Genomic DNA, 12,749 nt, shown 5'->3' with positions numbered 1-12,749 from the left:
GATGCGTTAGGCCGGCCGCCGCAGCCGGATGGCGCGCGGCCCTGTCCAGCCGGTCATTGAAACATATTTGCGTGGCGGGTGCTGAGGCGCCCGCGTGCGCCGAGGCTGGCAGCTGCCGCCGCCAGCACGCGCAATCACCCCCAAAATAGGGACGATCAGGCGATTTGCAACAGCAGTCCCTTCAGATACTCGCCTTCCGGAAACGCAGTGAGCAGCGGATGATCGACGCCCGCACCCAGGCGCTTCAGGATGCGTGCGTCGACGCGCGCGTCGGCGGCCGCGCCGGACACGATCTTCTGGAACAACTCGGGATCGATCGCGCCCGAGCACGAGTAGGTGAACAGCAAACCGCCCGGACGCAGCAGCTTCAGGCCCGTCAGGTTGATGTCCTTGTACGCGCGCGCCGCGCGGTCCACGTGCTCGCGCGATGGCGCGAACTTCGGCGGATCGAGCACGATCAGGTCGAAGCGCTCGCCTTCGTCGTAGAGGCGCCGCAGCGTCCTGAACGCATCGGCGTCGAGCCAGGTCGCGCGCTCGGCATCGAAGCCGTTGGCCGCGACGTTCTGCTGCGCGAGCGCGAGCGCTTCACCCGACGAATCGACCGACACCACGCGCCTCGCGCCGCCCTTGAGCGCCGCGAGCGAAAATCCGCCGGTATAGCAGAAGCAGTTCAGCACGTCGCGATCCTGCGAGAACTGCTGCACGAGCAGGCGGTTATCGCGCTGATCGACATAGAAGCCGGTCTTGTGGCCATTGCGCACGTCGACGTGATAGCGCACGCCGTTTTCGCTCGCGATCAACGTCTCCGATGGCGGCTCGCCCGCTAGCACGCCGGTGATCTGCTCCAGCCCTTCCTTCTGACGGATCGACACGTCCGAGCGCTCGTAGACGTTCGGGCAACCGGTCGCGCCGACCAGCGCCGCGACGATCGCGTCCTTCCATGCTTCGACTCCGGCCGCCATGAACTGGCAGACCAGCTGGCTGCGCTGGCCCGCGTCCTCGGCGACGTAGTGATCGACGATCAGGCCGGGCAGACCGTCCGCCTCGCCGAAGATGAGCCGCACCGCGCCGGTGTCGCGCACCATCGCCCGACGATGCGCGAATGCGCGCTGCACGCGCCGCTTGAAGAACGCGTGATCGATCGGCTCGGCTTCGTCGAAGCTCCACACGCGCGCGCGGATCTGCGAGTGCGGGCTGTAGGCGGCGCGCGCGAGAAAGCGGCCGTCGTGCGCGCGCACGAGCACGGTCGCGCCGGGCGCGGGGCGGCCGTCGACGTGCTCGATCGCATTGGCATAGACCCAAGGATGGCGGCGCAGCAGCGATTTTTCTTTCGACGGTTTGAGCGTAACGGTATTCATCAGGTGTCGGTAAATTGCAGGCGAAGACGGCGCGCCGCGGTGCGCGGCGCCGGTCGCGTGATCAGTTGCGTTTCTTTGCGCGCGGATGAGCGCTGTCGTAGACGCGGGCGAGATGCTGGAAATCAAGCCCCGTATAAACCTGCGTCGCGGTGATGCTCGCGTGGCCGAGCAGTTCCTGCACGGCGCGCAGATCGCCGCTCGACTGCAGCACGTGAGTCGCGAACGAATGGCGCAGCACGTGCGGATGCACGTTGGCCGGAATGCCGGCGGCGAGCGCCGCGCGCTTGACGCGCTCGCGTACCACGTTGGGCGAGAGCCGGTTGCCGCGCGTCGACAGGAAGAGCGGATGCGGATCGTGGCGGACCATCCGGTCGCGCACCGCGAGCCATGCATTGAGCGCCGCGACCGCCTTGCCGCCCACCGGCACGACGCGACGCCGGTTGCCTTTGCCGAGCACTTCGACTTCGCCGGCATCGAGCTTCAACCAGCCGGCGGAGCGATAGCCGTCGGCGTCGGCGAAACGCACGTCGAGGCCGACCAGTTCGGCGAGACGCAGGCCCGACGAGTAGAACAGTTCGAGCATCGCGTGGTCGCGCAGGCCTTCGGGGGAGTCGGCGGGCGGGCTGTCCATCAGGCGCGCGGTGTCGTCGACAGACAGCGCCTTCGGCAGCGTTTTCGCCTGTTTGGGCGCACGCACCGCGGCGACCGGATTGGCCGGAAGTTCGATGCGGCCTGCAAGCCACCGATAAAACGCGCGCCACGCCGACAGCCGATGGCCGATCGAGCGCGCGGTGAGGCCGCCAGCATGCGCGCGCGCGACGGCGCCGCGGATGTCGGCGGCGGTGAGGCTTTCGAGCGGTCGGCCGTTGGCGAGCTGCTTCAGTTCCTCCAGCTCATGCGTGTAGCCGCGCAGCGTATGCGCCGAGAGCCGCCGCTCGTGTTCGAGATGCGACAGATAGGCGGCGAGAGGATCGGCGGCGGTCACGGTGAGCGGTGGCGTCAGGCGGCGCGGCTCAGCGCGGCAGTAGGCGGCTCAGCGCCGCGCTCGCCAACGCGCCGATCTGCGTGAGGAAATCGGTGGCCATGCCTTCGTGGAAGCGTCGCGGGTCGGACGAGCCCATTACCAGCAGGCCGAACGTGGGCGCGTCCTCGGCGCCTTCCGGGTCGCGCAGTGCCAGCAGCGCGATCGATTCGGTGGTCTGCGCCGTGTCGCTCGACGCGCTGCCATGGTCGTCGGCCGCGCTTGCTGCCGTGACGGTCGCGGCGTTGGACGCGCCCGCCGCTTGCGCGAGCCATTGGGCGGCCTCGAAGCCGGTGTTCGCGCCACAGTACGGCGTGCTCAGGCTGCCCGCGAAAATGCGCACTTCCTCGCTGACGTGGCGCGCGAAGTCGGCTTGCGCATACGGCTCGGCGACGTCCCACACGCGCAACGCCGTCTGCGGCACGTCGAAGATCTCGCGCAGACCGCTTGCGATCGTGCGCGGCAGCGCGTACGGATCGCGCTCGGCCATCACGCGGATAGTCCAGCGGTTGAATTTCGACGCGATGCTGTCGTTCTCGTGACCGTAGCGCAGCAGTTCGGCGAGACGCCGCTCCAGATGCTTGTTCTTGTCGCGCAGCATCTCCATCTGCCGCTCCTGCAACGACACCGCGGCTTTGCCGTGCGGGTTCGCGAGCCGGATCGTGGCGAGCAACTCCGCATGTTCGACGAAGAATTCGGGATTGGCGAGCAGGTATTCGGCGACTTCGCTATCGTTCATGGTTTCGGCTAGAGGACTACGGGATGGCCGTCTTGCGGCAGCGAGTCGGCCAGTGAGTTAGACGGAGGGCGCCACGGCGACCGGGTTGGACGGATCGTGCGGGGATACGTTTGACGCTTCATCGGCCAACTCGATTTCGCCTTCGAAAACGGTGGCCGCGGGGCCGGCCATCAGCAGCGGCGTGCCCGGCTGTGCGATGTCCCACGTGATCGTCAAATCGCCGCCATGCGTGTGCACGAGCACCGGCGCATCGAGCAGTCCGCGCCGGATGCCAGCCGCGACCGCGGCGCACGCGCCGGTGCCGCATGCGAGCGTTTCGCCCGCGCCGCGCTCGTAGACGCGCAGCCTGATTTCATTGCGGCTGACGATCTGCATGAATCCTGCGTTGACCCGCTGCGGGAAGCGCGTGTGCCGCTCGATCGCCGGACCTTCGACGAGTACCGGGAACGCCTCGGCATCGTCGACGACCTGCACCGCATGCGGATTGCCCATCGACACCACCGACATCCACCGCGTCGTGCCATTCACGTCGAGCGGCCAGAGTGTGTCCGCGCCTTCGCGGCGGCCTTGCAGGCCCTTGGTCGCGAACGGCACGAGCTCGGGATCGAACACCGGCGTGCCCATGTCGACGATCACTTCGCCGTTGTCCTGCATCGTTAGCGTGATCGTGCCTTTCTGTACCTGCACGCGCACGCTGCGCTGGTCGGTGAGGCCGCGTTCGCGCACGAACTTGACGAAGCAGCGCGCGCCGTTGCCGCAGTGCTCGACCTCGCCGCCGTCGCAATTGAAGATGCGATATCTGAAATCGACGCCTTCGACGGTCGGCTTTTCGACCAGCAACAACTGGTCGGCGCCGACGCCGAAATGACGGTTCGCGAGCGCGCGCACCTGCGCCGTGGTCAGATTGACCGGTTGGGTATAGCCGTCGAGCACGATGAAGTCGTTGCCCGCGCCGTGCATTTTGGTGAACTTGAGCTTCACGTTTTTCGGTGTATCCGTTGCTGCGTAGGGCTTCGCGTGTGCGGGCGAAGCCGGAGTCCTGGTATCGCCGGGCCTCGGATCAGTCACCCGTTCGGGCCTCTCCGGGCCAATAGGAGATGATACACGCTGGCACCTCGGACTGATCGTCAATACACGCCCGGCACCCCGGGCGGCCGTGTCTTGAACCGCTTGTGCACCCAGTAGTACTGCTCGGGCATCAGCGGAATCTGTTCTTCGAGAAACTCGTTCATGCGCCGGGCGTCGGCGTCGTCGTCGCCGGTCGGGTAGTTGTCCCAGGGCTTGAAGACCTTGAGCCGGTAGCCCTTGTAGTTCGGCAGCACTTCGCCGATGAACGGTACGACCTGCGCATGCCCGACCTTCGCGAGACGGCCGACTGCGGTCAGCGTGCAGGTCGGCACGCCGAAGAACGGCACGAACGTCGAATTGCGCGCGCCGTAGTCCATGTCCGCGCCGAGCATCACCGGTTTGCGTTCGCGCAGCCAGCGCAGCACGACGCGCGCGCTGTCCGCGCGGCTCGCCATGTCCGCGCCGAATCGCGCGCGCGCCGCTTTCGCGATCTCCTCGAGCTCGTGGTTCGACATGGGCTGATAGAGCGAGCCGCACTGGCGCTTCAGTGAATAGTTCAGAAAGATCGACCCGGCCTCGATGCCCACGAAATGGAAGCCGAGAAACAGCGTGGGTGGCAGGTTGGGGTCCGTCAGGTCGATCGCGCTGTCGAGCTGGATCAGCTTTTCGAGCTTCTTCGCCGAGCCGAACCACTGCACGCTGCGCTCGAGATAGCTGCGGATCGCGTGACGGAAATGCTTCTGCGCGACGTCCTCGCGACGCTCGTCGCTCCAGTCGGGAAAGCACAGTTTCAGATTCGTATGGACGATGCGCTTGCGGCGGCTCGGAATCTGATAGAGCAGCCAGCCGAGACCGTCACCAAGTCGGGCGACGAAACCATAGGGCAACAAGGCAAAGAATTTGAGCAGCCCGATCGCGAGCCTCGCGCCGTAGCGGCTCAGCATGCAGCCTCCGGGCGGGCGGCGCTGCATGAGGTGGAATGGGAGGGAGCGGAAAAATAGACGTGATACCGCACGCGTGGACACTCTGTGACATTCAAGGGAAGTCGCTATAATAAAGGCTTCGCCGAGTTAATAGACAACTTGCGGGGCGAAGCCGGCGGGCGCGGTCCATGGTTTTCCATGGGTTTTGCGTCCATCGGTCATGTAATCCGCTAAAGCGTCGCCGCTTCAGACTCCCGAAGCCGGCTACGTGGAACGCAACCGTAACCACTAAAGGAGTCTGCAACGTGGCAAACGACTATCTCTTTACTTCCGAATCCGTTTCCGAAGGCCATCCCGACAAAGTCGCGGACCAGATCTCGGACGCGATCCTCGACGCCATCCTCGCGCAAGACAAGTACTCACGTGTCGCGGCCGAAACGCTGTGCAACACGGGTCTCGTCGTGCTGGCCGGTGAAATCACCACGACCGCGAACGTCGACTACATCCAGATCGCGCGCAATACGATCAAGCGTATCGGCTACGACAACACCGACTACGGCATCGACTACCGCGGCTGCGCGGTGCTCGTCGCGTACGACAAGCAGTCGCCGGACATCGCCCAGGGCGTGGACCGCGCGCACGACAACAACCTCGATCAAGGCGCGGGCGACCAGGGCCTGATGTTCGGCTACGCGTGCGAGGAAACGCCGGAACTGATGCCGCTGCCGATCCACCTCTCACACCGCCTCGTCGAGCGTCAGGCGAATCTGCGCCGCGACGGCCGTCTGCCGTGGCTGCGTCCGGATGCGAAGTCGCAGGTCACCGTGCGCTACGTCGACGGCAAGCCGCATTCGATCGACACGGTCGTGCTGTCCACCCAGCATTCGCCGGACATCGATCTCGCCACGCTGCGCGAAGCGGTGATCGAGGAAGTGGTCAAGCCGACGCTGCCGGCCGAGCTGATCAAAGGCGACATCAAGTTCCTCGTGAACCCGACCGGACGCTTCGTGATCGGCGGTCCGCAAGGCGATTGCGGTCTGACGGGCCGCAAGATCATCGTCGATACGTATGGCGGCGCGGCGCCGCACGGCGGCGGCGCGTTCTCGGGCAAGGACCCGTCGAAGGTCGACCGCTCGGCAGCTTATGCTGGCCGCTACGTCGCGAAGAACATCGTGGCCGCGGGCCTTGCCTCGCGCTGCCTGATCCAGGTGTCGTACGCGATCGGCGTCGCGCAGCCGACTTCGGTGATGGTCAATACGTTCGGCACGGGCCGCGTGTCGGATGCAACGATCACGGAACTGGTGCGTCAGCATTTCGACCTGCGCCCGAAGGGCATCATCCAGATGCTCGATCTGTTGCGGCCGGTCTACGAGAAGAGCGCGGCCTACGGCCACTTCGGCCGCGAAGAGCCGGAATTCACGTGGGAAGCCACCGACAAGGCGCTCGCACTCGCCGAAGCGGCCGGCACCGAGCCGGTCGCGGCGATCGCCTGATCAGCGCCAGCCGGTCGCTGTCTGATAGCAAAAAACCCCGCCGGTGTGAGCCGGGCGGGGTTTTTCTTTATCTGTCGAAGGCGCAACGCCTGCCGATGCGCGGTTATCCCGATGCTCGATATGACACTCGTCCCCGCGCTCGAAGTCTTGCGGTGAACAAGCAGCCGGTCAGCGGTTGAGCGCGCTAGCCGCTGAACGCGTCGCTCAGGGGCGCAGCCATTTCACCGGCTCGCATACGCAAACGCGAACCACCCGCTGCTGCTCGTCGACAGCCGGCGCGGACGACGGCTCACAGGCGTATGCACCGCAGGTTCGCGTTTCGCGACCGTGAGGCGCAACGGCGTCGGTTTGCGCAGCAGGGTACGCAGCGACAGACGACGCGTGCCGCTCTGCTGACGCAGCGCCGAGAAGAAGGTATGGAACCAGGTGCGAATGCCGTCGACGGCCTTCGCGTCACGCCACTGCTCGCCGAGCGCGCGGGTGCGCGCGGCATGATGGCGCAGCGCCCGCATCATGTGGCGGCGCGCGGGACGTGCCGCTTTCAGCGCGGCACGGGTAAGACGGGTGCTCAAAAGAGTATGCATGGCTTCACGAATAGGCAATGTACCGCACGTCGGCGCGTGCACCGGAGGTGCACAGACAACCAGCACCATATGTGCCAATGGCGGGGTTGCGATGAACGGCCTGCAAGCCGGAAGTTCGGCACGGATCGGGGCGCGGCGGACCGCGACGCGAAAAATGGCGTACGGCGTAGCGAAGGAACAACGCGGAGAAACCAGCGGCACGGGCCCTGACGGCCCGCGAACGGCGGAAAAGTGCGTAAGCGACGATCGACATGTGTGCAGGCTACATGGGAAACGTGACGTCAGAAAGTCGGTTATTACCCTGCGAAGCCGGTTTTTTTCACGGGCGCAATCGTCGCGGATGCCGGTGTGATCCCACCTTTTGCGGGCGATCTTCGTGCGCGTTTGCCCAGCGAATGTGCGCTGGGCGCGCGTCGCGCGCCTGAAACCGGTGCATCGCCGCGGCGCAAAGCGCGAAGCCGCCCGGCGCGAAACGACGCGCCCCGATCGCGCCCGTTTTACAATCGGACATCAGTCAGTCGACAGTCACGGAACACCATGTCACCTCATTCGAAGAAAGAGCAGATTCAAGCGTTGCGGGAGCAGGGTTTTGTCGTCGTGCCAGGACTCGTGTCGCCCGAGCGTTGCGACGAGCTGAAGCGGATCGCGCAGCGGCAACTGCAGGAAGCCGCGGCGCCGATCGAATTCGAAGCGGATCTGCAGTATCCGGGGGCGCCATCATCGAAAGATGCGCCGGGGGGGCATACGGTGCGGCGCCTGCTCGACGCGTACGGCCGTCACCCGGCGTTCGCGCAATGGGCGACCGCGCCGGAAATCCGCGGCTGGATGGAGTTGTATTTCGGCGAGGAGCCGCGTTTGTCGCGTGCGCATCACAACTGCATGATGACCAAGCACCCCGCGTTCGGCAGCCTGACCGGCTGGCATCGCGACGTGCGCTACTGGTCGTTCGAGCGCGACGATCTGGTGTCGGTGTGGCTCGCGGTCGGTCCGGAAACCGTCGATAACGGCGCGTTGTGGTTCGTGCCGCAATCGCACGGCGCGGCATTCACGTCCGACCGTTTCGACGAAGCGAAATTCTTCCGCACGGATCTCGCGGAGAACCAGGCCGCGATCCGTACGGCGGTGTCGCCCGAACTGAAGACCGGCGACGTGGTGTTCTTCCACTGCAACACGCTGCACTCGGCCGGCAAGAATCTCAGCGACGAGGTGAAGTTCTCGCTTGTGTTCACCTATCACGGCGTGAGCAATGTGCCGCTACCCGGCACGCGCTCGGCCGCGAAGCCTGAGATCGCGTTCTAGGTCGTTTTCGTCGCGGGCCGTGTGCCCGTGCTTAGCGCTTGCGTCCCGACAACGCGACGCCCGTCAGCCCGGCGAGCGTCGCCACCACGCCCGCGACGATCAGCACGATCGCCTTGTTGGTCGGCGAACCGGTAAAGAAGCGCGACACGTCGCTGCTCACCGAATTGAATGCCTGCCCGCCGAAATACAGCAGCACGATGCCGCCGGCAATCAGCGCGATCGAAATCGCTTTCGTCATCCGTTCCTCCCATCAATCTGATCCGGCCAGAGTGTAGGTGAGCCATGCGCGCTCGTCCATCCGGCATGCCGGGTGCGCTGCAAGCGCCGCGTCGATTGGCTAACATAGCGGCTCTGGCCGCACCATAACAACACATCTCCCGAGCAGCACGCCTCCCGCAACGCGCGAATCCTCACGCCCGCACTCACCGGGCGATCTCATCGACAAGGACATTAGCAATGGCTTACGAAGCAGCTTCAGAACGCTATTCGGATATGCAATACCGCGTCTGCGGCAAGTCGGGTCTCAAACTGCCGGCGCTGTCGCTCGGCCTGTGGCATAACTTTGGCGACACCACGCCGATCTCGACGCAGCGCGACATTCTGCGCACGGCCTTCGATCTCGGCATCACCCACTTCGATCTCGCGAACAATTACGGGCCGCCGTACGGTAGCGCGGAAACCAATTTCGGGCGTCTGTTCAAGGACGATTTCAAACCGTATCGCGACGAACTGCTGATTTCGTCGAAGGCCGGCTGGGACATGTGGCCGGGTCCGTACGGCCAGGGCGGCGGCTCGCGCAAATACGTGCTCGCGAGTCTCGATCAGAGCCTCAAGCGCATGGGCCTCGAATACGTCGACATCTTCTATTCGCATCGTTTCGACGCGCACACGCCGCTCGAGGAAACCGCGGGCGCATTGGCCAGCGCGGTACAGCAGGGCAAGGCGCTGTATATCGGCATCTCGTCGTACTCGTCCGCGAAGACGCGCGAAATGACGAAGCTGCTTGCCGAATACAAGGTGCCGCTCTTGATCCATCAGCCGTCGTACAACTTGCTGAACCGCTGGATCGAACACGACCTGCTCGAGACGCTCGACGAGGTCGGCGCGGGTGCAATCGCGTTTACGCCGCTCGCGCAGGGGCTGTTGACCGGCAAGTACCTGAACGGCGTGCCGGCCGATGCGCGCGTCAACAAGCCGGGTGGCGGTTCGTTGAAAGACGAGCACCTGAGCCCGCAGAACATCGAGCACGTGAGGAAGCTCAACGACATCGCGCAGCGGCGCGGTCAGAGCCTCGCGCAGATGGCGCTCGCGTGGGCGTTGCGCGATCAGCGCGTGACGTCGGTGCTGATCGGCGCGAGCCGTGCGGAACAGGTGCGCGAGAACGTCGGCGCGCTGAAGAACCTCGCGTTTTCAGCGGACGAACTCGCCGAAATCGATCGGTATGCGACCGAAGGCGGGATCAACCTGTGGGAGAAGCCGTCGACGGATCAGCCGATCTGATCGCGTGACCGGGTGTCCGCACACTGAGCGGACGGAAGCAGGAAAGACGAAGCCGCACGCCCAGCGTGCGGCTTCCTTGATGGTCCTTCGCCGCGCCGCTACACGAGCGCGGGCAGACCCTCGACCAGCGCCACCGCGCACATCACCCCGATCAGCGCGCCCAGCACACGCAGCGCGTTGTGTCGCAACTCGGTCTTGCAGGGTAGTGCGCCGACGAATAGCGCGCCCGCCAACGCCATCGGGATGACCAGGATGAAATCGCCGATCGTGAAGTACGTCATCTTCGTCTCCTCCCATTCGGGATGGTTGCTGTGTCGTTCCTGTTCGCGCTGCGGCTGCGAAATCACGCGGCGCCCGCGCACGAATCGAGTATAGGAGACAGATGAAGCGGCGCGACGGCGCGGCATCGCGCACCGTCGCTGAATCGCAAGCTGCTGAACCCCGATGCGGCAGGGTATCCGGCGATTGGCGCGCTGCAACAATCGCGGCGAAAAAGCTCAAGCGCTCGCTTACGGGCGTCTTTCGTTCTGCCGCCGATCCATGCGGGAGACGTGATGGCGTGCGGCTCGCGGTACTTGCATCGCGCAGCGCGACCGGCCCCGCCGGACTATTCGCGGCCGCGCATCCGTGTCGCCGCGATCAGCCCTATCACGAGCAACGCCCCGACCAGCCCCACGACCCCGTTCCAGCCATGACCGGCCCACACATGGCCGCCATACGAGCCGACCAGACTCGAGCCGATGTAGTACGCGAGCAGATACAGGGCCGCAGCCTGGCCCTTCGCGTCCTTCGCCAGACGCCCCACCCAGCCGCTCGCGACCGAATGCCCGGCGAAGAATCCGAACGTCACGCACGCGATGCCCGTTGCGATCGCCGCGAGCGGATGCAGCATCGTCAGCGCGAGACCGAACACCATCAGCAGCAGGCTCGCGCTCAGCACGCGCGCGCGGCCGAACGTATCGGCCATGCGCCCGGACCACGGCGATGCGACCACGCCGGTCAGATAGACGATGAAGATAGCGCCGATCTCCGTCTGATTCAGCCGATACGGCGGCGCCAGCAGCCGGTAGCCGATGTAGTTGTACAGCGTGACGAAGCTGCCCATCAGCACGAAGCCGAGCAGGAACAAGAGCGGCAGGCCCGGCCGCGTGAACTGCCGCAGCAGCAGCGTGCGGTGATGCGCGAAGCCGAGCCCGCGGCGCGGCACGAAATGCCGCGATGGCGGCAGCAGCGAGCGAAACGCGAGCATCGACAGCAGGCCGAGCACGCCGATCGTGCCGATCGCGACGCGCCATGAAAACAGATCCGCGATCACGCCGGTGATCACCCGCCCGGCCATGCCGCCGATCGCCGTGCCGCCGACGTACAGACCCATCGCGAGGCCAAGACCGTCGGGATGCACTTCCTCGGCGAGATAGGCCATCGCGACGGCCGGCACCCCACCGAGCGCGAGTCCTTCGAGCGTGCGCAGCACGAGCAGATGATTCCAGTGCGGCGCGATCGATACGCCCAGCGTCAGCACGGCCGACGCCGTGAGCGACAGCGTCATCAGCTTGTGCCGGCTCCAGCCCTCCGAAAAGAAACCGGCGACGAAGATCGCGAGCGCGAGCGCCGCGGTCGAGAGCGACAGCGATAGACTGCTCTGCGCCGGCGTCACGTTGAACGCTTCGGAAAACGACGGCAGCAGTGGCTGCACGCAGTAGAGCAGCGAAAACGTCGCGTAGCCGGCGAACAGCAGCGCGAGGCTCGCGCGCCAGTACGCGCGCGAACCGCGTTCGAGATAAGGGATGCCCGGCACGACGGTGGCGCCGCAGGAAGCAGCCGGGGCTGCGCATGGGGAGAGAACCGCAGATGCGGTCCGCTGGGATGCCGGCGGCAGGGTCAAAACGGGACTCCTTCGGTCATACGGAAATGCGCAAAGGAGTTGAGGATACGCTGAAAATCGAGTTCGGGCCGCCGTCGCCGTCGAGGGGTGCACGAACGTATCGACGCCCCGCTCCTGCGGATTCAGGATTGTCTGCTCGTTGCCCTGCAAACCCGACACGATCGCGACGCGTGTGCTGAAGTCCGTGTCTAGCGACATCGGTAGCAGTTTCATCTTGTGCAGCGTATCGACGGTCGCGACCTTGACACCATCGAGGATGAACAGCGGCGAGCTGCGTCTTATGCGCGGAGCTGCGCGTCACCTGTATCGAACGGATTGTTCGGTGAAGCGCGTTTTTGATGTCTCCCTCCACAGGGTTTATGATGGTCTTCATCGCGACGTCTTACGCGGCGATCATCGGCTGTGTGCCGCGTAATCAGATAGGGCGAACGACGGGGAAAGCCTTCTATTTTCGCGCTTCCCAAAGCCCCGTAAAACGGGAACAATGACTCGAACCTCTCACGCGCCATGCGCGCGGCAGATCAAGTGCGCACGCAACGTCCAATGCGAAGCGGCGTTTTTTATCACCTCGACCGGCGGGAAATCATAAAGCCGGCTAAGTGAAGCGGGGAAATATCATGGAAGTCGGTTCCATTGTCCGATCGGTACATATCGCCGTGCCGCAAGGCGCGCGCGGAATCGTCATGCGCATTCTTGGCGACATGGCGATGGTGGCGTGGTACGCCGGCGAGCCCGGCGCCTCCGAGCAACTCAACACCGAACCCTTTTTCCTCGAAGATCTGATCGATACCGGCGACCTGATACGTCCGTCCGGCGCGCAGACGCATTGAACGAGAGGCGTAGCCTTCGCGCGTTGCCGCTATTGGACGCGCAGGAGCA

At 65.1% G+C, this 12,749-nt stretch carries 13 protein-coding genes; 4 read left to right on the top strand and 9 right to left on the bottom strand.

The genetic code is table 11. The features are described 5' to 3' along the window. Positions 1 to 155: 155 nt before the first annotated feature. The 5 genes from LJ655_RS08565 to LJ655_RS08545 form a co-directional block, all read right to left on the bottom strand. The gene (locus LJ655_RS08565) at positions 156 to 1,358 is read right to left on the bottom strand and encodes a class I SAM-dependent rRNA methyltransferase (RefSeq protein ID WP_230560824.1); all 1,203 of its coding nucleotides are present in this window, start codon (positions 1,356 to 1,358) and stop codon (positions 156 to 158) included. 61 nt (positions 1,359 to 1,419) lie between these two features. Next, positions 1,420 to 2,343 carry a tyrosine recombinase XerC gene (gene xerC, locus LJ655_RS08560; RefSeq protein ID WP_230560823.1) on the bottom strand — a complete coding sequence of 308 codons (924 nt, stop codon included), beginning with the start codon at positions 2,341 to 2,343 and terminating at the stop codon, positions 1,420 to 1,422. Positions 2,344 to 2,371: 28 nt separating this feature from the next. Further along, entirely contained in the window at positions 2,372 to 3,118 is a 747-nt protein-coding gene (locus LJ655_RS08555; RefSeq protein ID WP_230560822.1) for a DUF484 family protein, read from the bottom strand. A 57-nt stretch (positions 3,119 to 3,175) separates the two neighbouring features. Next, a complete protein-coding gene (dapF, locus tag LJ655_RS08550) occupies positions 3,176 to 4,099 on the bottom strand; it encodes a diaminopimelate epimerase (RefSeq protein WP_230560821.1) in 924 nt (307 codons plus the stop codon). Positions 4,100 to 4,245: 146 nt separating this feature from the next. After that, positions 4,246 to 5,130 (bottom strand): lipid A biosynthesis lauroyl acyltransferase, encoded by an 885-nt coding sequence (locus tag LJ655_RS08545; RefSeq protein ID WP_230560820.1) that lies wholly within the window; start codon positions 5,128 to 5,130, stop codon positions 4,246 to 4,248. Between the two features lie 284 nt (positions 5,131 to 5,414). On the opposite strand from LJ655_RS08545, the gene metK reads away from it, so the two are divergent. Continuing rightward, positions 5,415 to 6,602: a methionine adenosyltransferase gene (metK, locus tag LJ655_RS08540; RefSeq protein ID WP_230560819.1), complete on the top strand. Its 1,188-nt coding sequence runs from the start codon at positions 5,415 to 5,417 to the stop codon at positions 6,600 to 6,602. Between the two features lie 221 nt (positions 6,603 to 6,823). Here metK and LJ655_RS08535 read toward each other — a convergent pair whose 3' ends face one another. Next, on the bottom strand, positions 6,824 to 7,186 hold the full coding sequence (locus tag LJ655_RS08535; RefSeq protein ID WP_230560818.1) for a hypothetical protein: 363 nt from the start codon (positions 7,184 to 7,186) through the stop codon (positions 6,824 to 6,826). Between the two features lie 537 nt (positions 7,187 to 7,723). Here LJ655_RS08535 and LJ655_RS08530 point away from each other — a divergent pair. Then, positions 7,724 to 8,485, top strand: a complete 762-nt coding sequence (locus LJ655_RS08530; RefSeq protein ID WP_230560817.1) for a phytanoyl-CoA dioxygenase family protein — start codon at positions 7,724 to 7,726, stop codon at positions 8,483 to 8,485. A 31-nt stretch (positions 8,486 to 8,516) separates the two neighbouring features. On the opposite strand, the gene LJ655_RS08525 is transcribed toward LJ655_RS08530, so the two are convergent. After that, positions 8,517 to 8,723: a DUF3185 family protein gene (locus tag LJ655_RS08525; protein WP_230560816.1), complete on the bottom strand. Its 207-nt coding sequence runs from the start codon at positions 8,721 to 8,723 to the stop codon at positions 8,517 to 8,519. A 218-nt stretch (positions 8,724 to 8,941) separates the two neighbouring features. On the opposite strand from LJ655_RS08525, the gene mgrA reads away from it, so the two are divergent. After that, positions 8,942 to 9,985, top strand: a complete 1,044-nt coding sequence (gene mgrA, locus LJ655_RS08520) for an L-glyceraldehyde 3-phosphate reductase (RefSeq protein WP_230560815.1) — start codon at positions 8,942 to 8,944, stop codon at positions 9,983 to 9,985. 98 nt (positions 9,986 to 10,083) lie between these two features. Here the strand turns inward: mgrA and LJ655_RS08515 are convergent, their stop codons facing one another. Continuing rightward, positions 10,084 to 10,266 (bottom strand): hypothetical protein, encoded by a 183-nt coding sequence (locus LJ655_RS08515; protein ID WP_008923386.1) that lies wholly within the window; start codon positions 10,264 to 10,266, stop codon positions 10,084 to 10,086. A 326-nt stretch (positions 10,267 to 10,592) separates the two neighbouring features. Continuing rightward, positions 10,593 to 11,870: an MFS transporter gene (locus LJ655_RS08510; protein WP_230560814.1), complete on the bottom strand. Its 1,278-nt coding sequence runs from the start codon at positions 11,868 to 11,870 to the stop codon at positions 10,593 to 10,595. A gap of 617 nt (positions 11,871 to 12,487) precedes the next feature. Here LJ655_RS08510 and LJ655_RS08505 point away from each other — a divergent pair. Further along, the gene (locus LJ655_RS08505; RefSeq protein ID WP_230560813.1) at positions 12,488 to 12,700 is read left to right on the top strand and encodes a hypothetical protein; all 213 of its coding nucleotides are present in this window, start codon (positions 12,488 to 12,490) and stop codon (positions 12,698 to 12,700) included. Positions 12,701 to 12,749 lie beyond the last annotated feature (49 nt).

The organism is Paraburkholderia translucens (assembly GCF_020881035.1).
Taxonomy (GTDB): domain Bacteria; phylum Pseudomonadota; class Gammaproteobacteria; order Burkholderiales; family Burkholderiaceae; genus Paraburkholderia; species Paraburkholderia translucens.
Note: the sequence above shows the minus strand (reverse complement) of the source record. Positions and strands in the feature narration are given on the sequence as shown.